Annotated in this window: 22 protein-coding genes and 1 pseudogene; 11 read left to right on the top strand and 12 right to left on the bottom strand. The window is 72.1% G+C overall.

The window, feature by feature from the left end:
• A pseudogene (locus GTW43_RS23085) lies at positions 1–333 on the bottom strand (deaminase); the annotation flags it as partial.
• A 248-nt stretch (positions 334–581) separates the two neighbouring features.
• Here GTW43_RS23085 and GTW43_RS23080 point away from each other — a divergent pair.
• Both GTW43_RS23080 and GTW43_RS23075 read left to right on the top strand, forming a co-directional pair.
• Positions 582–1,634, top strand: coding sequence for a YncE family protein (locus GTW43_RS23080; RefSeq protein ID WP_161303929.1), 1,053 nt, complete (start codon positions 582–584; stop codon positions 1,632–1,634).
• A gap of 94 nt (positions 1,635–1,728) precedes the next feature.
• The gene (locus GTW43_RS23075; protein WP_161303928.1) at positions 1,729–2,364 is read left to right on the top strand and encodes an HAD-IA family hydrolase; all 636 of its coding nucleotides are present in this window, start codon (positions 1,729–1,731) and stop codon (positions 2,362–2,364) included.
• Positions 2,365–2,433: 69 nt separating this feature from the next.
• On the opposite strand, the gene GTW43_RS23070 is transcribed toward GTW43_RS23075, so the two are convergent.
• The gene (locus GTW43_RS23070; RefSeq protein WP_161303927.1) at positions 2,434–3,198 is read right to left on the bottom strand and encodes a hypothetical protein; all 765 of its coding nucleotides are present in this window, start codon (positions 3,196–3,198) and stop codon (positions 2,434–2,436) included.
• A gap of 121 nt (positions 3,199–3,319) precedes the next feature.
• A complete protein-coding gene (locus GTW43_RS23065; RefSeq protein ID WP_161303926.1) occupies positions 3,320–3,769 on the bottom strand; it encodes a MarR family transcriptional regulator in 450 nt (149 codons plus the stop codon).
• A 112-nt stretch (positions 3,770–3,881) separates the two neighbouring features.
• Between GTW43_RS23065 and GTW43_RS23060 the strand changes: the two genes are divergently transcribed.
• Both GTW43_RS23060 and GTW43_RS23055 read left to right on the top strand, forming a co-directional pair.
• Complete coding sequence (locus GTW43_RS23060) at positions 3,882–5,339, top strand: MFS transporter (protein WP_161303925.1); 1,458 nt, start codon at positions 3,882–3,884, stop codon at positions 5,337–5,339.
• Between the two features lie 285 nt (positions 5,340–5,624).
• The gene (locus tag GTW43_RS23055) at positions 5,625–6,425 is read left to right on the top strand and encodes a hypothetical protein (protein WP_161303924.1); all 801 of its coding nucleotides are present in this window, start codon (positions 5,625–5,627) and stop codon (positions 6,423–6,425) included.
• An 11-nt stretch (positions 6,426–6,436) separates the two neighbouring features.
• Here the strand turns inward: GTW43_RS23055 and GTW43_RS23050 are convergent, their stop codons facing one another.
• A complete protein-coding gene (locus GTW43_RS23050) occupies positions 6,437–6,817 on the bottom strand; it encodes a helix-turn-helix domain-containing protein (protein ID WP_161303923.1) in 381 nt (126 codons plus the stop codon).
• 84 nt (positions 6,818–6,901) lie between these two features.
• Here GTW43_RS23050 and GTW43_RS23045 point away from each other — a divergent pair, with 84 nt between their 5' ends.
• Positions 6,902–7,312 (top strand): RidA family protein, encoded by a 411-nt coding sequence (locus GTW43_RS23045; protein WP_161303922.1) that lies wholly within the window; start codon positions 6,902–6,904, stop codon positions 7,310–7,312.
• 77 nt (positions 7,313–7,389) lie between these two features.
• Here GTW43_RS23045 and GTW43_RS23040 read toward each other — a convergent pair whose 3' ends face one another.
• The 3 genes from GTW43_RS23040 to GTW43_RS23030 are packed head-to-tail and all read right to left on the bottom strand — an operon-like array spanning position 7,390 to position 12,451.
• The gene (locus tag GTW43_RS23040) at positions 7,390–9,537 is read right to left on the bottom strand and encodes a bifunctional serine/threonine-protein kinase/ABC transporter substrate-binding protein (protein WP_161303921.1); all 2,148 of its coding nucleotides are present in this window, start codon (positions 9,535–9,537) and stop codon (positions 7,390–7,392) included.
• A 6-nt stretch (positions 9,538–9,543) separates the two neighbouring features.
• Positions 9,544–11,691 carry a bifunctional serine/threonine-protein kinase/ABC transporter substrate-binding protein gene (locus tag GTW43_RS23035; protein ID WP_161303930.1) on the bottom strand — a complete coding sequence of 716 codons (2,148 nt, stop codon included), beginning with the start codon at positions 11,689–11,691 and terminating at the stop codon, positions 9,544–9,546.
• 16 nt (positions 11,692–11,707) lie between these two features.
• Positions 11,708–12,451: a hypothetical protein gene (locus GTW43_RS23030; protein WP_161303920.1), complete on the bottom strand. Its 744-nt coding sequence runs from the start codon at positions 12,449–12,451 to the stop codon at positions 11,708–11,710.
• A gap of 238 nt (positions 12,452–12,689) precedes the next feature.
• Between GTW43_RS23030 and GTW43_RS23025 the strand changes: the two genes are divergently transcribed.
• Together GTW43_RS23025 and GTW43_RS23020 are read left to right on the top strand one after the other, a co-directional pair.
• Complete coding sequence (locus GTW43_RS23025) at positions 12,690–12,980, top strand: hypothetical protein (RefSeq protein WP_237536768.1); 291 nt, start codon at positions 12,690–12,692, stop codon at positions 12,978–12,980.
• 116 nt (positions 12,981–13,096) lie between these two features.
• A complete protein-coding gene (locus GTW43_RS23020) occupies positions 13,097–13,540 on the top strand; it encodes a hypothetical protein (protein ID WP_161303919.1) in 444 nt (147 codons plus the stop codon).
• A 64-nt stretch (positions 13,541–13,604) separates the two neighbouring features.
• On the opposite strand, the gene GTW43_RS23015 is transcribed toward GTW43_RS23020, so the two are convergent.
• Positions 13,605–14,501, bottom strand: coding sequence for a LysR family transcriptional regulator (locus GTW43_RS23015; protein WP_161303918.1), 897 nt, complete (start codon positions 14,499–14,501; stop codon positions 13,605–13,607).
• Positions 14,502–14,582: 81 nt separating this feature from the next.
• On the opposite strand from GTW43_RS23015, the gene GTW43_RS23010 reads away from it, so the two are divergent.
• On the top strand, positions 14,583–15,791 hold the full coding sequence (locus tag GTW43_RS23010) for an MFS transporter (protein WP_161303917.1): 1,209 nt from the start codon (positions 14,583–14,585) through the stop codon (positions 15,789–15,791).
• A 35-nt stretch (positions 15,792–15,826) separates the two neighbouring features.
• A complete protein-coding gene (locus GTW43_RS23005; protein WP_161303916.1) occupies positions 15,827–16,468 on the top strand; it encodes an NAD(P)H-binding protein in 642 nt (213 codons plus the stop codon).
• 86 nt (positions 16,469–16,554) lie between these two features.
• Here the strand turns inward: GTW43_RS23005 and GTW43_RS23000 are convergent, their stop codons facing one another.
• A complete protein-coding gene (locus GTW43_RS23000; RefSeq protein ID WP_161303915.1) occupies positions 16,555–16,938 on the bottom strand; it encodes a VOC family protein in 384 nt (127 codons plus the stop codon).
• Between the two features lie 80 nt (positions 16,939–17,018).
• Here GTW43_RS23000 and GTW43_RS22995 point away from each other — a divergent pair, with 80 nt between their 5' ends.
• Both GTW43_RS22995 and GTW43_RS22990 read left to right on the top strand, forming a co-directional pair.
• Positions 17,019–17,651 carry a TetR/AcrR family transcriptional regulator gene (locus GTW43_RS22995; RefSeq protein WP_161303914.1) on the top strand — a complete coding sequence of 211 codons (633 nt, stop codon included), beginning with the start codon at positions 17,019–17,021 and terminating at the stop codon, positions 17,649–17,651.
• A complete protein-coding gene (locus GTW43_RS22990; RefSeq protein WP_161303913.1) occupies positions 17,648–18,292 on the top strand; it encodes a DUF3159 domain-containing protein in 645 nt (214 codons plus the stop codon). The genes GTW43_RS22995 and GTW43_RS22990 overlap by 4 nt, the downstream gene beginning before the upstream one ends.
• Before the next feature lie 81 nt (positions 18,293–18,373).
• Here GTW43_RS22990 and GTW43_RS22985 read toward each other — a convergent pair whose 3' ends face one another.
• The 3 genes from GTW43_RS22985 to GTW43_RS22975 all read right to left on the bottom strand — a co-directional run bounded on the left by GTW43_RS22985 (position 18,374) and on the right by GTW43_RS22975 (position 19,989).
• Entirely contained in the window at positions 18,374–18,748 is a 375-nt protein-coding gene (locus tag GTW43_RS22985) for a fic family toxin-antitoxin system, toxin component (RefSeq protein WP_161303912.1), read from the bottom strand.
• Complete coding sequence (locus GTW43_RS22980) at positions 18,745–18,999, bottom strand: hypothetical protein (RefSeq protein WP_161303911.1); 255 nt, start codon at positions 18,997–18,999, stop codon at positions 18,745–18,747. The genes GTW43_RS22985 and GTW43_RS22980 overlap by 4 nt, the downstream gene beginning before the upstream one ends.
• A 129-nt stretch (positions 19,000–19,128) precedes the next feature.
• A complete protein-coding gene (locus tag GTW43_RS22975; protein WP_161303910.1) occupies positions 19,129–19,989 on the bottom strand; it encodes a PP2C family protein-serine/threonine phosphatase in 861 nt (286 codons plus the stop codon).
• Positions 19,990–20,036: the final 47 nt, after the last annotated feature.

Genomic DNA, 20,036 nt, shown 5'->3' with positions numbered 1-20,036 from the left:
TGTCATGACGAAGACCGGCGTGTGGAACGGGGGCTCGTCACCCCACCAGCCCTGCCATTCGTGGTCCTGCCAGGGCCCGCGTTGCGGACCGAACTTGTTGCGGCCCATGATCTCGGCGCCGATGTTGCGGGCGTAGTCCCGTGTGAAGTAGTCGTCCAGACCACGGCTGCCCGGTGCGGCGCGGCTGATGGGCGGGTGATCGGTGGCAAAGGCCCAGGCGAGCAGGCTCCCCGGATCGGCATGCCCGAAGGGCTGCTCGAGGCTCTGCCCCTCGCCGGCGCCGAACCCGTCGCTCGAGACGGTGAAGTTCTGGACCCGCAGCAGCTGGCTCATGTCTCTCCCTGTGCTTCGCACTCTCCGGCCACACGACGCACGGTAGACCAGCCGCTCCCGCAAAACTCATCGGACGGACCGGAGCGTCACCCGGATCCGGAGGGCGGGGACGCCTGCTTCTCGGCGCCGCCACTGCCGCACCGGTGTGAGCCCCACCACAGCCCAAGTACCAGTAACTTAGGTAAGCCTAAGCTAAGTTATCGGTGAGTGCTCGTCCATCACACCGACCTCCAGGAGGCTGACGCAGCATGCCCTCAGCACGACGCACCTCACTCCGCGTACTGGCGACCGTCGTCGCTCTCGGCGCGGGCAGCACGCTCGCCCTGCACGGCGCCGCCGCCGCGGACGCCGCGTCGAGAGCCCGTCCCGTGGCGTCCGCACCGATCGCCAAGGGCCTCTACCAGTCGTCGTACTCGGAGCGGAACCACGCTCTGTGGGCCACGACCGCCGTGGGCCGCCCGCCGGTGACCACGTCCAGCCTCGTGAAGCTCGACCCCAGGACCCTCGAGGTCGAGGCCACGTACACGCCGCCCGTGACCGACGCGGCCACCGGCGCCGTGGAAGCCGTCTACGGAGTCGCCGTGGACGACGAGCACAACACGGTCTGGACGACGAACACCCGCAACGACTCGGTGGCGGTCTACAGCCAGAAGACCGGCAAACACCTCGCCACCCTCCCCGGTGTCGCCCACGCCCGTGAGGTCGTCGTGGACGACCTGCACAACACCGCCTGGGCGAGCGGCTTCGGAGACGGAAGCATCATCGGCTTCGACACCAAGACGTTCAAGGTGAAGAAGCGGGTCACCGTCCCGGACAGCGCACCCACCGGACTCGCCGTCAACCGTCTGACGGGCACGGTCTACGCCGCAGACCTCGACAACGACCGGATCATCGCCGTCTCCCCTCGTGCGGGGTCGCCCCGCCTCATCCCGACGGGCGACGGGCCCATCTCCGTCGCACTGTCGCGTTCCGGGCTGACCGCCTACACCGCCGACCAGGCGGGCGGCACCGTCTCCGAGGTCAACCTGCGCACAGGGAAGGTCACCGGGTCCGTCCCCACCGGCGCAGGTCCCCTCTCCGTCGCCGCCGACCCTCGCTCCGGCAGGGTCCTCGTGGCTAACCGCGACGCCGCCACGGTGAGCGTGGTCGACCCTCGGACGGACAAGGTCGTCAGGACCGTCCCCACCGGCCCCAACCCGAACCACGTGGAGATCGCCGACGGCTTCGCCTACGTCACGGAGAAGTCCGCCGCAGGCGCCGACGGCGAGGATGTCATCCGCCGCATCCCCACGCGCGGATAGTCGCCCCCGGGCGACCCACGACACTCACAGACCGGCCCCGTCCGCGCCACGGACGGGGCCGGTGCCGTCGTGCGCTCTGTGCTATCCAGGGGCGATGACGACCGATCCGCCCCCGTCCGGCAGGCCGTTCGACGCGGTGCTCTGCGATCTCGACAACGTGATCCGGTTCTACGACATGAGCCGCGTGAGCGAACTCGAGCGGCGGGCCGGACTGGCGGAGGGGACGACGGCGCGCGTCGCCTACGCGCCGGAGGTCGACCTGCCTCTGCTCCTCGGACGGATCACCACACAGGTGTGGACAGAGTCCATCGAGCACGGGCTGATGCGTGACGTCTCGCCGTCACAGGCCCGGGAGCTGGCGACGGCCTTCGCCCGCGCGCCGTTCCGGGTGGACGACGACGTGGTCGCGTTGCTGACCCGGGCCAGGGGTCACGTGCCGTTGGTGCTGGTCACCAATGCGACCCTGGACCTGGAGCGCGACCTCGAGTCGCTGGGACTGTCCGAACTCGCCGATCACGTGGTGAGCAGTGCCCGGGTCGGCGTGGCCAAGCCCGACCCCGCGATCTACGGGATCGCGGTCGAGCGGGCGGGAACGGTCGCCGCTCGATGCCTGTTCGTGGACGACCGGCGGGAGAACGTGGAGGCGGCGGCCGCGTTGGGAATGACCGGCGTGCACTACGGACATCCCGGAGACCTTCGCGAGGCGTTGTCCGCGGTGCTGAGCGACTGAGAGGACGGCCGGTCCTGTCGCTGGCGTCCCCCGGCACGCGGCCGTACACCGCCCGCCCGTCGGGACCGGTCAGCAGCGGGTGAAGTCGGTGCGCGCGGTCCGCTGCCAGGTCGGTGCCGGGTTCCACGGGGAGGTCCCGCCCTGGTCCACCGTGATCCCGCCTCGGTCCTGCGTTCCCGGGTGGAGGCCGGTCGCGCCGTCGCCGGCCGACTGTTCGAGACGCAGACGCTGCTTCCCCGCGGCGTCGGCCCGGGTGGCCGTTCCGCCCTCGACGAAGGACTGGCTGCTCATCCTCACCGGTCCCGTGCGGTCGGAGGTGAGGTCGTGGGACAGGGGTCCGTAGTGCACTTCGTGGACCGCCAAGGCGTCGTTGGGCATGTCGCCGTCGTCCGGCTGGGAGCGGAACAGTGCCATGTCGAGCCGGTGGTCGCCGTCCCAGTCGCCGAACACGGCACGGACCTGGAGGCCGGAGTGCAGGACGTCCTTCGTGCGCTGCCACCGGCTCAGCGCGTCCTTGGGCACGGCCGTGTCGCCGTCGGCGAACCGCACCGTGTAACGGCCCCGCCCCCAGGCGCCGTCGACCGTGTCGGTCCGTCCGTCGCCGTCGATGTCGGCGCGCACGGTGTTCTCGTCGCTCACGCAGATGCGCTGCGGGTCAGCGCCGTAGGGTCCCTGAGGGCGCGTCACGTGGTCGTAGGCGAAGGCGACGCAGAACACGGCGATCACGGCGACTCCGGTCCGCGCCGCCGTGCGGAGCCGACGGTCGCGCCGTGTGCGCGCTCGCGGCAGATCCTCGGTCACGGTGCGGCGGTCCGGTGGGGCGGGCTGAGTCATTTTCCGACCCTACGCAGCAGAGATAACGGTCGAGGAACGCGCCGGTCCGCGACATGTCTCAAGCGCGGGTGGCGCCGGTGACGGGCGCTGTGGCCACGCGCGGGCCGGTCCGCGTCCGCGCTCAGGAGCGGGGCCAGGGGTTGCCCGTGAGGCGCTCGATGCTGGCGTTGAAGCGGCGGAGGTAGTCCGCGAAGGCCTCGACCTCGCCGGCCGGCCAGTCCTCGAAGACGCGGTCGAGGTGTCCGACCTGTGTCTCGCGCTGTTCGGCGAGCTTGCGGTTCCCTCGCCCCGTCAGCCGGAACTTGCGGGCCATGCCGCCCTCGGGGTCGGCGATCCGCTCGAGCAGGCCGGCCCGCACGGCCTGGGCCGTCTGCCGGTTGAGGGTGGAGGCGTCGAGCTGGAACGCCTCGCTGAGCTGTCCGATCGACATCGGGCCCTCGATCTGGATGCGGCTCAGCAGGATGTAGGTGCTGCGCTCCATGGCGCCTGCCTCGCGATGCGCGGTCATGTTCATCTGATGCCGTCCGAGGACCATGTGCTCGAACTCCACCAGGTGTGACGGCCTGCCCATGGCGCCTCCTCGCTGTACCCGTCCTCAAGGTGCAACCTACACGATGTGTGGTGGATGCATATCGTGTGTACGATGCACATCGCTGACCTGAAGAGATTTCGAGGAGTCACCTATGGAAGCCCCACCGCACAGCACCCGGACCGGACCGGTCGTCGCCGTCCTGGCGCTCGCCGGAACCGTCGCCGCGATCATGCAGACCCTGGTGACTCCGCTCATCGCCGAACTGCCCCAGATCCTCGGCACGTCGTCGTCGAACGCCGCCTGGGTGATCACCGTGACGCTGCTGGTCGCCGGTGTCTGCGTCCCGGTGACCGGCCGCCTCGGCGACCTCGTCGGCAAGCGGCGCATGATGCTCGTGTGCACGGTGCCCCTCGTCATCGGCTCGGTGATATGCGCCCTGTCCACGTCCGTCGTCCCGATGATCATCGGTCGCGGTCTGCAGGGCATGGGGATGGGCATGGTCCCGCTCGGGATCGCCCTGCTGCGTGATGTCGTCCCGGCCGAGCGGCTCAGCAGCTCCATCGCGCTGGTCAGCGCCTCCATGGGTATCGGTGGCGCGATCGGCCTGCCGCTGGCCGCCGCGGTCGCGCAGTACGCCGACTGGCAGGTGCTGTTCTGGGGCTCGGCCGGTCTGGCGCTGGTCATCGGCGCGCTGATCTTCGCGATCGTGCCGGACGTGCCGGCCGGGGCCAAGGGGCAGCGCTTCGACGTGCCCGGCTCGCTCGGTCTCGCCGTCGGCCTGGTCGCGATGCTCCTCGCGATCTCCAAGGGCGCCGACTGGGGCTGGGGTTCCGCGACCACGCTGGGTCTGTTCGCGCTGGCCGTCGTGGCGCTGGCGGCCTGGGGGTTCTGGGAGCTGCGCACGCGCGACCCGCTGATCGACCTGCGGACCACCGCGCGCCCCCGCGTCCTGATCACGAACCTCGCGTCCATCCTCGTCGGCGTCGGCATGTACGCGTTCATGCTGATCGCGCCGCAGGTCCTGCAGTTCCCGGAGGCCACCGGCTTCGGCCTGGGGCAGTCCATGCTCGCGGCCGGTCTGTGGATCGCACCCGGCGGCATCATGATGATGATCATCTCGCCGCTCAGCGGAAAGCTGATCAACTCCCGGGGCCCCAAGACCGCCCTCGTCCTCGGCGCCGTCGTGATCGCCCTCGGCTACGCTGCCGCCCTGCCCCTCATGGGATCCGCCTGGGGCGTCATGGTGGCGGGCATCATCATCAACAGCGGTGTCGCACTGGCCTACGGATCCATGCCGGCGCTCATCATGAGTTCGGTCCCGCTGAGCGAGACCGCCGCCGCGAACGGCTTCAACGCCCTCATGCGCTCGCTCGGCACCACGATCGGTTCCGCGGTGATCGGGGTCATCCTGGCCCAGATGACCGTGAACCTGGGCGGCCACACCATCGCCTCCGAGGACGGATTCCGCACCGGCCTCCTGATCGGCTGCGGTGTCGCGCTGCTTTCCGCGGTCGTCGCCCTGTTCATCCCGGCACTGCGCAAGGCCGACGCCGACGAGGGCGGGGAACTGCAGCCTGCGGGCACCGACCCGGCACCGGCCCGCGCCTGAGCGCCGCTCCCCCGCCGACAGCCGCGGGAATCGGTCCCGGCCAGGCGCACAGGCCGGGACCGAGGTGTCCGCGCTCAGCCCTGCCGCGGGCGTGGCGCGCGCCGCGGAGTACCGTCCGACCCCGATGTGATCATGTTTCAGGGCCGCGCCGATGACGTCATCGCTTCGTCACTGCGCTTCCCCCGGCTCCACCGGATCAGGCAGGCTCAAGATCGACCAAGAGCACAGTGCGGCAGGTCCCACCGACCGGCCGCAGATCCGCACCAGCGACCGGGGGAACCACCTATGCTCCGCAGCCACCGCAGGACCGTCCTCGCCGCCGCCGCTCTGGCGGCCACGACCCTGCTGCTGACGGGATGTCAGGACGGCGCCGACGCACGCGACTCCGCGCGTCCGGAGTCCCCGTCGGCAACGGCCTCGTCCGCCGCAGCCGGCGCCGACGGGTCATCCGACAGCACCGGCAGCCCGGACTCCGGGGCGCAGCCGGGCGACGGCTCGGGCAGCGGGGCGAAGGGCACGGGCGTGACCGGCACGTGGTTCGGGAACGTCTCGTACCTCGCCCCCGGCAAGTACACCGTCAGCGACATGAAGGGCACCGAGCAGGCGTTCTTCACCTCGACCGACACCGACATCGAGGGAGCCGGTGTGATCTGCGGTGACGCCGACGGCCAGGCCGCGACCCGGTGCGACGAGGACCAGCTCGCGGCCGCGTCGAAGAAGGGCGTCTCCGCGACCGTCAAGCTCAAGAACGGCATCGCGGTCAGCATCGTCGAGGACCACGCGGGCGGCGGCGGCAGCGACGACGGCCCGAACACCGGCAAGGTGAACGGCACCCGGTCCGGCGAGCTCGGCTACCTGGCGCCGGGCAAGTACACCCTGAAGGACAGCGACGGAGCCACGACGTCGTTCTACAGCGCCACCGCCACGACCATCAACGGTGACGGCTGGATCTGCGGCGAGGCCGGCGGCGACCTCACCCGCTGCACCGAGGGCGACCTCGAGGCCGCGGCAAAGAAGGGCGGCGTCCGTGTGGTCGTCGAGCTCGACAACGGCGCCGCCGTCACCATCGACGAGGAGCACAACTGAGCCCGACGGGGTCAACGCGTCGCGGTCCGGGCCTCCTCCTGTTCGTCGAAGGCCTCGCGGGCGCGCTCGATGGCGCGCATGTTGTGTGAGGTCCAGGCCAGCAGCACGTCGACGGGATGCCGCAGGGTCTTGCCGAGCGGCGTGATCCGGTACTGGACCGCCACGGGGCGGGTTGACATGACCCGGCGCTCGATCACGCCGTTGCGTTCCAGGCGCCGGAGCGTCGCCGTCAGCGACTTCTGTGTGACCTGAGGAATGGCTCGGCGCAGTTCGTTGAAGCGGCACGGGCGCTCGCACAGTTCGCTGAGGACGCCGAGCGACCACTTGTCGAGGATCTGGTCGAGCAGCTCGCGGTGCGGGGCGTCGATACGGACGTCGTCGGCGGTGTCCATGGCGAAACCTGGTTTCGTTGAAGTGTCCTTCTGCCTCTAGGTAGCTTCACGATACCGAGGACGCAGAGCCAAGGAGACAGGCCCATGACTGTTCAGCACTTCACCCCGCCCGGCATGCTCCAGCCGGTCCCCTACCATCACGTCGCCGTGGGAACCGGCACGAGGCACGTGTACGTCAGCGGTCAGGTCGCACGCCGGGCCGACGGGACCCCTGTCGCTCCCGGCGATCTCGCCGGGCAGGTGGCCCAGGCGTTGCGCAACACGGGCATCGGCCTGGCGGGCGCGGGCGCGACGTTCTCGGACGTACTGCGCCTGACCTTCTACGTGACCCGGTGGGCACCCGAGAAGATCGGCGACTTCATGGCCGGGGTCGAGGCCGTCGCCGAGGAGATCGGGCTCCCGACGCCGCTGCCGCCGTCCTCTCTCATCGGCGTCGACCACCTCTTCGCACCGGATGTCCTCGTCGAGGTCGAGGCGACAGCACTCCTGCCCTGACTCCCGACGAACGGACGGGCGAGGAGCGGAGGGACGGCGGCGGGCGCCTGGGCGCGGCAGGGCCAGAGGGTCGCGCGTCACGAGACCGATCCGTACGGCCCGAGGAAGCGCGGCGCTCCCTCGTCGATCCGGTAGAGGTAGAGCCCTGTCTCGTAGCGCACTTGGTGGGTCTTGTAGAAGGAGAGCCGTCGTGTGATGCCCTGGTAGTCGCTCTCGAGCATCCGCTGCGCGATGCCCGCGCGGACGTCGTCACTGGCGCTGGTGGACCCGGCTGCCGCGGCGATCAGTCCCACCGCGTCGTAGGCCTCTGCGGCCCAGGTGGCGGGTGCGGTGCCGAAACGCCGGTGGTGCTCCGTGGTGAAGGCCCGCGCGGCGGGCAGCTCCGCCGGGTCGGCGTACGGCTCGGCGAAGACCCAGCCGTCGGCCGCCTCTTCTGCGTCGCGGAGGAAGCCGGGAGCGAGCGCCGGGCCGGTGGCCAGGCCCGTGCCGGTGAATCCGGCGCTGCGCAGGGCGCGGGCGCATCGGGCGCCCCGGGACGGGGACGCTCCGGCGTAGACGACCGAGGCCGCCCGGTCGTTGACCGCGGCGCGGGCCACGGGTGCGAAGGTGTCCGTGTCGGCCGGGACGGTGTGCACGGTGACCTCGGTGCCCTCGATCGGGACGTCCTTGATGGCGTTCGTGATCGCCCAGGCGGCGTCGGGGGTCGCACGGTCCTCGACGATGACGACGCGTGCGGAGCGTCGCACGTGGGCGAGGTAGTGGATCAGGGCGGTGGGCAGGGAGCTGTCGGACGGTCGGATCACGCACAGGGACTCGGTGGCGGACCGGTCGGCGGTGGTGGATCCGGCTGCGACCACGACCTGGGCGAGGTCGGCCTTCTCGTAGCGGTCGACGACTGCCCCGGGGACGACGTCCCCGGTGGGGCCGATCACGGCGAGCAGTCCGTCGGCGGTGGCCAGTCGATCGGCGACGGAGAGGGCCCGCGTGGCGTCGCCGCCGTCGTCCTCTGTGCGCAGGGCGAGCGCGAACAGCTTGTTCTTCCGGGAGTTGTGCCGGTCGACGGCGAGTCGGACGCCGCGTTGATGGGCGCGGCCGACGGTCCGGCCGGGTCCGGTGAGGTCCGCGTGCAGGCCGATCGTGTAGGTGGGGACGGGGCGTTGGGTCGCGGTGCCGGCGGTGTCACGGCGGCTCAGCCAGGCAGCCGCGCCACCGGCGACGAGCACCCCGCCGACGGCCCCCGCGGTGAGCAGCCGGCGGCGGGAGAGGCCCGAGGTACCTGGGGTGCCCGAGGTGCCCGAGGTTCCGGCGGTGCCTGAGGTTCCGGTGGTGTCGACCGTGGTCGGCGGGTCCGGGTCCGGGAGCGCGAGGACGGCGGCGGAGCGTTCGGCGACCGCGGCGCGCAGGCCGGGCAGGTCCCATCGGTTGTCGTCGGAGGTCAGCTGCCGTGTGACGTGCTCGGCGGCGGGCCGCTCGGCCGGGTCCTTGCTGAGGCAGGCCGTGACCAGGGGCAGCAGTTGGGCCGGGAGGCCCGTCAGGTCGGGCTCTTCGTGCACGGTCCGGAAGAGGACCGCGGCGGCGGTGCCGTCGCCGAACGGGCGTCGCCCGGTGGCGGCGTGGACGAGGACGCAGCCGAGTGAGAAGACGTCGCAGGAGGGGCCCAGCGGCCCGGCCGATGCCTGTTCCGGAGCGAGATAGCCCGGGGTGCCGATCACCGCGTCGGTGGCGGTGAGCGCGGTCGCGCCCTGGTGGCGGGCGATGCCGAAGTCGATCAGCCGGGGGCCGTCCAGGGCGAGGAGCACGTTCGCGGGTTTGACGTCGCGGTGGATCAGGCCCGCCTCGTGCAGGGCGGCGAGGGCGGCGGAGAGCCGGCAGCCGAGCGTCCTGACCGCTTCCGGCGGCAGTGGCCCCTGGCGCTGGACGGTCTCGGCCAGCGACGGGCCGGGGACGAAGGCGGTGGCGAGCCAGGGTTCGTCGGCCTCGGTGTCCGCGTCGAGGACGGGGACGGCCCACGCGCCGGTGACCCGGCTCGCGGCCTGCGCCTCGCGTCGGAACCGGGCCCGGTAGCCGGGGTCGGCGGCGCTCTGCGCGCGGATCACCTTGACCGCGGCGAGCGTTCCGCCCGGTGTGCGGGCCAGGTACACGACGCCCATTCCGCCGGCGCCGATGCGGGCGAGGGTGCGGTAGCCGCCGATGGAGCGCGGGTCGTCGGGGACCAGGGGGCGCACGGCCGCTCACGCCGTGTTCTTCGGCGCGGCGCCGAGGTACTGGTATCGCCCGTTCCGGACGCCGTAGAGGTGGGCGTCGGCGCCCTTGAGGCGGTGGTTCTTGTCGAAGGAGTAGGTCCGGGACACGCCGCGGAACGAGGAGGCGCCGATCTTCGTCACGAGTGCGGACCGGGCCGGGCGGCGTGGATGCGTCTGACCGGCGGTGAGTGAGGTGAGGGCCGCGGTCACGAGGCGCGCGGCGTCGTACGCCTCGGCGGCCCAGTGGGCGGGGTCGCTGCCGTAGGCGGACCGGTGGGCCGCGGTGAACTCCTTGGCGGCGGGCGCCGCCGGGTCGGTGTAGGGGGCGGTGAACTCCCAGGATTCGGCGGCCTTTCCTGCCCCTTCGAGGAAGGACGGTGTCATGGCCGGGTGCATGGCCATGCGGGGGCCGTCGAAGGACGTGGCGGCCAGGGCACGTGCGGCGCGTACGGCGCCGGCCGCGTCACCCGCGTAGAAGATGGCGTCACTGTCGTGCGCGAGCATGTCCTGTACGACGGATGCGAGGTCCCGGGTGCCGGCCGGGACCACCCTCGGGTAGGTCGTCCCGGTGGTGCGCTGCGTCGTCTGAAGGTTCGTCAGGTAGCCCACCTGGTAAGCGGACGAGCCGCCTGCGCGGTCCAGCAGCACCCCGAGCCGTTCGACGTCGGGGCGCAGCACCAGCCGGTTGATGATCGGCTCGGACAGCGCGGCGTCCGAGGGGGACGCCTGGAAGAAGGACTTCTGCGAGCGGGCCGCGTAGGCGATCTGGAGCGAGGAGACCGTGAGGAGCGGCAGCATCGCCTCGCTGCAGGCGCTGATGGCGGCCTCGGTGGCCGCGTCGCCGGTGGGTCCCACGACGGCCAGGACGTCCGTGTCCCGGGCGAACTGTTCGGCGACGCGCGCCGCGCGCGTGGCGTCGCCTCGGTCGTCGCGTGCCTTGACCACCAGGGTGAAGGGGCGGTCGGGGCGCGCGTTGAAGCGCTTGACGGCCAGTCGCACGCCGCGCTCCTGGGCCCGGCCGACGGCGCTCTGCGGACCCGACAGGTCCGCCTGTACGCCGATGGCCCAGGCCGGCTCCTCCGGCGCGCCCGAGCCTTCGGAGCCGTCGTCGCCCAGGAGTTCGCGTACGGCGAAGGCACCGCCCACGGCGACCACGGCGGCGGCCCCGGCTCCCGCGAGCAGCAGTCGGCGGCGTCCCGGGCGGGGCGGCGGCGCGGCCGGGTCGTCGGCAGCCGTGGGATCGATGCCGGGCAGGTCGAGCAGGGCTGCAGAACGGTCGGCGATCAATGCGACGACGTCGTCCGGCAGCCAGTCGACGGTGCGGTCCGGGACGTCCTCGGTGATCAGGCGGTCGAGTTCGGCCGCCGTGGGCCGCTGCCCGGGGGTCTTGTCCAGCATCCCGCCCAGGAGCGAGCGAAGGTCGGGGTCGTCGATCCCGTCGAGGTCCGGTGCATCGTGCACGGTCCGGTACAGGAGCGCCTGGGGCGCTCCGCTGCCGAACGGCGGCCGTCCGGTCGCGGCGTACGCCAGCAGGCACCCCAGGGAGAAGACATCGCTGGACGGCCCGGCATCGGCGTGTCCGGAAGCCTGTTCCGGCGACAGGAAGCCGGGCGTGCCCACGACGAGGCCGGGGCCGGTGAGGGCCGTGGCGTCGGCGGAACGGGCGATCCCGAAGTCGATCAGGCGCGGACCGTCGGCCGTGAGCAGGACGTTGCCGGGCTTGACGTCGCGATGGACGAGGCCTGCCGCGTGCACGGCGGCCAGCGCGCGGGCCAGGAGACGGCCGAGCACCCGGACGCTGCGGGCCGGCCACGGGCCGCACCGGGCGACGGCTTCGGACAGGGCGGGGCCGGGCGCGAACTCCGTGGCCAGCCAGGGCCGTTCGCTCTCCGTCTCGGCGCCGGTGACTGTCACCGCCCATCGGTTGTCGACACGGCGGGCCGCCTCCACCTCGCGGCGGAACCGGAGCCGGAAGTCCTCGTCCTCGGCGAATTCCGGCAGGATCACCTTGATCGCCGCCAGGGCGCCGCCGTCGGTGCGCCCGAGGTAGACGACTCCCATGCCGCCGGCGCCGAGGCGCCCGAGCAGCCGGTGTCCGCCGATGCGTGCGGGATCGGTGGAGCGCAACTGGTCCATCACGGTCTGCGCCGCCTCAGCTCTTCTTCTCGGTTACCGATGCGAGCCGCACCAGCATGGCGGCCTGGGCCCGGGTGGTGAGCTCGTCGAGTTCCGCCTCACTCCGGCCCTTGGCCCCCTTGCCGGTCACCGCCACGGTGACCTGCAGACTCTGCGCCTGCTGCCAGGAGTACGGGTAGGTGCCGCCCAGTTCCGCACTCTGGAAGCTGCCGGACTCGACCAGGGAGTCCTCGGAGTTGTGCTGTCCGCTCTCGCCCTGGGCCAGGGACGCGGAGAACAAGGACCCGATCAGCTCGCCCTGGCGGAGCTGCTGCGTGGGACAGCGCATGGTCTCCTCCAGGGACTCCGCCATCTCCCACCGGGCATCCTCGCGGGTGCGGTGCACGGTGACGACGGCGGAGAGCCGGACCGGTCCCTTGCCGGAGGCGGCGGGCACCTCGAAGGAGCGCGTGCGCGTGGCCAGCACGCTCTTCGCGGGCTTCTGCTGCTGCCAGACGCAGTCGGCGTCGAGGACCGGCCAGGTGGCCGGGTCGCTCTCGTACGGACGGCGCTTGACGACGCCGGGACCGAAGGAGTCGGCGTCTGCGATGACCCGGTCGATGAGGTCCACGGCCGCGGCCCGGGTGGTGGGCAGGCGGGCCGGATCGGCGCCGGTCGAGCCGGTGCCCTCGTCCTCGGTGGCCCGAGGACTCGGACTGTGGGAGGTGGCGCTTCCCCTGTTCGCCGCCGGTCCCGGCGCATCGGTACCCGAACACGCCACGAGTGTGAGCGGGACCAGCACCGCGATCCCATGTTTGAGCCCTGGCCTCGTCCACGCCACGTACAGCCACCCCCGCCGTCTCCGACTCCCCGTCGATCCTATGGATCACAGCCGGACCGGGACAGGTCTGGTCTCCCTTTTGTGATCTGCCGGGGCGGCGGACTGCCCCGCACGACAGGGACGGAGGCGGCCGAGCGCGTGCCCACACCGATGCTGCTGCCGGTGCCGGGCGCGCAGTTTGGGCGAGGCGCGGGCGGCCGAGCGCAACCTGCGACTCGTCACCGACGCGCGCCGGCACGCGGGCATCGACTACTTCCCGGTCGCGGGCCGCTCCGTACAGCGGTTTGTCGTGGGTGTCCGGCTGACCGACCGGAAGGCGCTGCTGGGCGCCCTGCGCGAGCTGTACGCGGGCACCGCCCTGTACGTGGCCGAGCCGACGTCCGGCAACTGGCGCGGCCGGACATCGGAGCGAGGGAGGCGGGGCCGTTGGCGTCTCGGACTCGGACCGTTCGCACGGTGCGGGAGGTGAACCGTGCGCTTGCCGTTCCTCTCTCGCTCGGCGCACCGAAGCCCACCAGCTCCCCCCGCACGGATGACGGCGGATGGTTGGATGGCGTCATGTTGAACGCACAGCGAATCGGGACGGTGTCAAGGGAGTTCGAGGTCGGTGAGGACGGCCGGGCTCTGACCACCTTCGTGCAGTCGAGGTGGCGGACGTCAGGTCACTTCGAGCTCGACGGTCAGGGGTACGAAATCCGGGCCAGAGGCTTCGCGGGCAGGTACGAGCTGCTGTCCGCCGGCGGCACCGTGGTGGCTGCCGCGGACCACGTCGGCCGGCGTCACTGGAGTGTGCGGGCCGACGGGCGGGAGTACCGGTTCCACCGGGAGTCGCTCGGCGGTCGTGCCGTGTCCATGGTCGACAGCGACGACCGGGTGATCGGGTCGGTCACCGCCGGGCGGCGCGGTCAGGTGTCCGCCGACCTGCCCGGCATGGAGCTCCGGCTGCGCGTGTTCGTCGTCGGCGCCATGCTGCTGCAGCTGCGCCGGAAGAGGGCAGCGGCCGCGTCGGCGGCCTCGTCCGGCGGCTGACGCGGACGCAGAGGTTCCCGCGGGCGGGGAGCTCTGCCAGGTCCGGCGTGACCGCACAGCGCAGCTAGGTGACGGCGTCGGTGGTGGTGATGGCCGACAGGAACGCGGCTGCTGCCGGTGAGCGTCGCTGTCCGTTCCACGCGAGCCGTTCCTCGCGCACCGGGCCGTCCTGCAGTTCCACCGCCGCCAGGCCGTGGAGTCGCGGAGCGAGTCGTGACGGCAGCAGTGTGATGCCGAGGCCGCAGCGGACCAGGCCTGCGATGAACGTCAGGTCGTTGGCCTCGAACTCCACCGTGCGCCGCAAGCCCGCCGCGGCGAACGCCTCCTCCGCCTGGGCCCGCGCCGCGAGTCCCGCCGGAAAGTCCACGAAGGGCTCACCCGCGATCCGTTCGAGCGGCACGGGCCCGGCTCCCGGGGCGGCCAGCGGATGGTCCGGTGCCACGAAGGCCACGTGCCGGTCGACGGCGAGCGTGCGGGTGTCGAGCCCGGCCGCGGTGTCCGCCCGGAACGACGGCGGTACGCCGAGGAGGCCCAGGTCGAGCCGTCCGTCGCGCACGTGCCGGACCAGCGTGTCGCTGTTGCCGTGGATCAGCTTCATCGTGACCTGCGGATATCGGTCGTGGTAGCTCCGCATGAGGCTGGGCACGTCGACGGCGGTGATCGTCGCGATCGCGCCGATCGACAGGGTCCCCCTGACCTCCCCGGTCACCGCGGCGACCTCGGCCTGCGCCCGTTCGGTGGCCGCCAGCGCCTGGCGCGCCGCGGGCAGGAACGCCTCGCCTGCGGCGGTCAGCCGCACGCGGCGGCTGTTCCGTTCGAAGAGACGGGCTCCGAGTTCCTTCTCCAGCTTGGCGATCTGGTGGCTGAGCGCCGACTGCACCACCAGGCAGCGTTCGGCGGCCCGTGTGAAGCCCCCGGTCTCGGCGACGGCGACGACGTAGCGCAGTTGTTGCAGCTCCATGCGATCCATCGTGCAGCACGATCGATCGCATGACAAAGATGTGTTGGACTCATCATCCCTGGTCGGAGCAGGCTGTCGGCCATGACACAGACGGGACTTCACCACCTCTCCGGCGCCGCGCTCGCGGACGAGCGCACGACTCCGCGCCGGAGCCTGCTGCTCCTGATGGCCGTCGCCACCGGGCTGTCATGTGCGGGCAACTACGTCGCACAGCCGCTGCTCGACCTCGTCGCCCACGACCTCGGTCTCGGGGGCGCCTCGGCCGGGCTGGTCGTCACCGCGGCCCAGGCCGGTTACGCGCTCGGACTGATGCTGCTCATCCCTCTCGGCGACGTCCTCGACCGGCGCCGCCTCGCGGTGACCCTGTTCTCGGCCACCGCCGCCCTCCTGGCGGTGTCGGCCGTCGCCCCGAGCGGACCGGTCCTGCTGGTGAGCACGGTGCTGACCGGCGTGACCTCGGTGGGCGCCCAGGTCCTCGTCGCGCACGCCGCCGCCCTCGCCGGTGCCGCCACGCGCGGGCGCGCCGTCGCCACCGTCATGGCAGGCGTCCTGCTCGGCGGCCTCCTGGCCCGCACCGCGGCGGGCGGCCTCGCCGGGCTCGGCTCCTGGCGCACCCCGTACGCCGTCCTCGCCGTCCTCATGGCCGGTGCCGCCGTGACCCTGCACCGCGTCCTGCCCCGCCTGGCCGTCACGGCGGATCTGGCCTACGGGGCACTGCTGCGCTCCACCCTGGCCCTGCTGCGCGACGAACCCGCGCTGCGCCGGCGGGCCCTGCTCGGCGCCCTGTCCTTCGCCTCGTACAGCGTCCAGCTCACCTCTCTCACCTTCCTGCTGGCCCGCGCGCCGTACGGCTGGTCGACGGCCGGCATCGGCCTGTTCAGCCTGATCGGCGCGGTGGGTGTACTGACCATGACGTTCGCCGCCCGGCTCGGCGACCGCGGCCACGTACAGAAGGTCACCGGCAGCGCCACCGTCCTGCTGCTCACCGGCTGGCTGCTCCTGACGGCGGGCGCGCACCACCTCGTCTGGCTCGCAGCAGGTGTCGTCGCGCTCAACATCGGCCAGCAGGCCGTCCTCAACACCAGCCAGCAGGTTATCTACGCCCTGCGGCCCGAGGCCCGCAACCGCATGAACTCCGCTTTCTCCACCGTCTTCTTCCTCGGTGGCGCCCTCGGCTCCGCCCTCGCGACCCTCGTGTGGGCCATGGCCGGCTGGACCGGTGCGGCGATCGCCGGCACGGCCCTCGCCGCGGCCACCGTCCTCGTGTGGCTGCACGAACGTTCCCGATGACCGCCTCTACCCCTTCGGACAGTCGAGGATTCTCCATGGACATCACCGTGTTCGGTGCCGCAGGCAACGTCGGCCGCCGCGTCGTCACCGAGGCCCTCACCCGCGCCCACCGGGTCACCGCCGTCGTCCGCGATCCGGCCCGCGCCGACCGGATCCCCGCCGGCGCTCGCATCCGCACCGGCGACGCCGCCGACCCGGTGTCCGTCGCGGCCCTCGCCGCAGGCCAGGATCTCGTGATCACCTCAACGCGACCCAGGCCCGGCCGGGAACCCGAACTCGCAGCCGCCGCCCGCGGGTTGCTCGCCGGGCTGCACACCACGGGCGTACGCCTCCTGCTCGTCGGCGGCGCCGCGGGGCTCACCGTGCCGGGCACCGCGGGCACCGCTCTCGCCGACACACCGGACTTCCCCGAGTCCCTGCGCCCCATCGCGCGCGCCTGCAACGAGCAGCTCGCCGTCTGCCGCACCACCGCGCACGACGTCGACTGGGCCTACCTCAGCCCCGCCGCCACCCTCGAACCCGGCACCCGCACCGGCCACTACCGCCTGGGCACCGACACCCTCCTCGTCGACGGACAGGGCCACTCGGCACTCTCGATGGAGGACCTCGCGGTCGCACTGCTCGACGAGGCCGAGCGGCCCGCGCATCACCGGACCCGGTTCACGGCGGCGTACTGAGCCTCCGCGGCCGAGGGCTCGCGCGCCCGCGCGGACAGGGCGTCTCACGCTCCTCACCAGGACCTGGCGGAACGGCAGCCACCGCCTCACCCCTCCTGCACTGGCTCCACGTGGGCGGGGGGACAGAACACACAGAACTCGTTGCCCTCCGGGTCGCCGACCACGATCCAGCGAAATCCGTGTTCGCTGAGCTCCTCCGAGAGCCTCACGGCGCCCAGCCTCTCGAGGCGCCCGACCTCGGCCGACAGGTCTGCGGCACCGAAGTCGAGATCAAGGTGCATACGGTTCTTGCCCTGCTTCGGTTCCGGGACGTGCTGCAGAAGAAGCGTCGGCGCAGGAGCGGGCCCGACCAGGCTCAGGTACGGAGATCCTCGGAAGCCGCGCCGGTAGTCCAGCGGTGCCAGCGCGGCGAGCCAGAAGTCGGCCTGCGCTTCGACGTCGGCACAGTCCAGGGTCACAACGATCTGCATGACGGGACGATATGGGGCCCGGGCCGCACGCGGCCACGGTACGTCTTGAATACATATCACTGTTATGCCACAGTGGAGGGGTGAGCCCGCAACGACGCGATCCCGCCATCCGTGCACTGCTCATCGACGCGGCCGCACGCATCCTCGCCGAGGGCGGCACGGCCGCCTTGACGACGCGGCGGCTCGCCGCGGAGACATCGCGCTCGACCATGGCGATCTACACCCATCTCGGCAGCATGGAAGAGGTCCAGCACGCCGTGCGCGTCGAGGGCTTCGCCCGGTTGAGCGCCGTCGCCGACGCCCTCCCCCGTTCACCGGACCCGGTGGCGGACCTGGCACGCGTCAGCGACGCCTACTTCTCCTTCGGGCTCGGCCAACCGCACCTGTACCGCGCGATGTTCATCGACCGTCCCGTGCAGGACGACGACGCCGGCACGGCCGCCTTCGAGCGGATCGCGGACGCGGTGCGCCGCTGCATCGACGCCGAGCGGCTGCCCGGCGTCGAGCCGACCACGGTGCTGATGTGGGCCGCGCAGCTGTGGAGCATGCGGCACGGCATCGTCACCATGGTCCTGTCCGGCGCCCTGCCCGAGCCGCAGGCACGCCTCGTCCTGTCCGACATGACCCTGCGCCTGCTCATCGGCTACGGCGACGACCCGGCTGCCGCCCGACGATCCCTGCAACTGCTCCCGTCCCCGGGAGCCCCCCGATGAAGCCGGCCGCCGCGACCGCCCGCGAGGACACCACGCGTCAGGCGGTGCGCGCGGCGTGGCGGTCGATGCGGCGCTCGGGAGCCGTCGCCCCCGAACTCCCGGCGATCGTCTTCGTCGCGGCAGCCTCCGGCACCGGATTCTGGTGGGGCCTCGGCACCGGCGTGCTCACCGTCGCCGTCGTGCTCGCCTCACGCATCCGGCGCAGGCTGTCGATGCGCCCCGTCATCGGCGGCACCATCGGCCTCGCGGTGGCGGCCACCATCGCCCATCAGACCGGGTCGGCCGCCAACAGCCTGCTCACCGACATCATCATCGACCTTTCGATCGCGGCCGCACTGGCCGTCTCCCTCGCCGTGCGGCGCCCCCTGGTGGGCGTCGTGTGGAGCGTCGCACGCCGCGAACCCCTCCTCTGGCGCACCGATCCCTCCGCCCGCCGCGCCTACGACCTCGCCACCGCACTCGGCGCAACCGCCCTGGCCGTCCGCGCACTTGCGCTCGCCGTCGTCTATCTCAACGACGAACCGGTGGCCTGGCTGCTGACCGTCAAGATCACGCTGGGGCTGCCGGTGACCCTCGTCGTCCTCGCGGCCGCGTACGCTGCCGGCCTCCACGACGAACGCCACCGCGAACCGTCCGCCTGAACGCCGCCTCAGGAGTCGGCCGAACCGGCGCCGACCGGCTCTGCACGCAGGTCCGCGGAGTACCGCAAGTGCCCTCCGGGCCTAGTTCCGCGTCCAGGTACGGATCTCCGCCGCCGCGCTGCGGACGTCAAGGGCGTCACGGTCGATGCGCTCGGCCAGGTCGGCCGCCGCCTTGGCGCCGACAGTGACGAACAGGCCGCAGGCACTCAGGTAGGCGGCGGCCACGACGGCGGCGAACAACTTGTTGCGTGCCTCCAGAGCCGGGACACGGACGAGTTGATGCATGAGTGCCGCGGCTCGGTGGTGCGGCTCGGCGTACACGTGGACGTCCATCACTTTGTCGGTGTGACGGGCGACGGCAGCCTGCAGACTGCCGAAGTCGGTGACTTCCGGGTCGTCGGGCAGAGTGCGGTGGGCCAGGTCGAGGAGCCACGCCCGGTCGATGTGAAGGATCACGCGGCGCGGCTGTCCTTGCTCGCGGGGGCGGCGCCCCGGCCGTCGGTGCCGAACCGCTCGTCGAAGTGGCCGGCCCACTCACCGACGAAGTGACCGGCGGCGCCGAGGAACCGATGACGGACGTCGTTGGCCTCGTCGGCCAGGACGAGGCGTGCGTACTCGTTGACCTCCATACCGGCCGCGGCGGCGCGTTCCTCGATGCCCGCGTAGACCGCCTCGTCGACCCGCACGTTGATCTGCTTCTTCGCCATGGTGACGAGTGTAGCGCCTCGTACTCAGCGCTACACAGGGTTCCGCGGGAGGAGGTTCGACTACCGCCCGCGCCGATTCTGCCTGCGTCCGCGCCGTGCGCTCGGTCGCGGATCCCGGCTTCGGACGGGCTACCGGGACGCGTGCTCCCTGCCTTTCCCGTGGGTCACGGCGAGCAGGGCCAGGTCGTCCGCCTGACGGCCGTTCGTGTGCCGGTAAACGGCGTCGAGCAGGGTGTCGAGCAGGTCGTCCGGGGAGCTGAAGCTGTGGTTCCGCAGCGCTGCGACCGGATCGAAGAAGGTGCCGTCGCGGTCGCGTGCCTCGTTCAGACCGTCCGTGAACGCGAGCAGCGTCGCGCCCGGCGGGAACGGCACTTCCACGGCCTCGGGGGGACCGGAGGGATCACCGCCCAGGTCACCCATCCCGAGGGGCAGCGAAGCGGTACGTGGCTCCACGACCTCGACGCGACGCGGCGGGCCCGGAGTCAGCAGGAGCGGACCGGGGTGGCCGCAGTTCACGACCCTCACCAGGCCCTGCCCGGCATCGAGCTCCACGAGGACCGCGGTCACGAAGCCCTCGGTGGCCGCGGGGCCTTCGGCGAGCCGGGCCCCGCGCCGGACGGCGTGGTCGAGACGGCCGGCGACGGCCGTGAGATGCACCTGCTGTTCGGCCGCCTCCCGGAACACTCCGATGGTGTGGGCGACGGCCCGCACCGCCTGTGTTCCTTTGCCGCGGACATCGCCCACGAGCATCCGGACGCCGAACGGGGTCTCCTGCACGACGTAGAGGTCACCGCCGATGAGAGCGTCCGCCTCGGCCGCCTCGTAGCGGGCCGCGATGCGGAACGGGCCCACTCGGCCGGGCGGACGCGGGAGCACGGCCAGCTGCACGGCCTCCGAGATGCCGCGCGCGGTGGCGAGACGTCGCCCGTGCCAGGCCACGACGACATGGAGCGCCACGGCGATACAGCCCACGAGGAGTTGCGTCACCATCTCGGTGATCGCGGTCGGGTCGCCGGCGGTGCCGTTGCGGAACTAGA

It is taken from the genome of Streptomyces sp. SID5785, from assembly GCF_009870065.1.
GTDB lineage: Bacteria > Actinomycetota > Actinomycetes > Streptomycetales > Streptomycetaceae > Streptomyces.
This window is presented reverse-complemented; position numbering and strand designations above follow the sequence as displayed.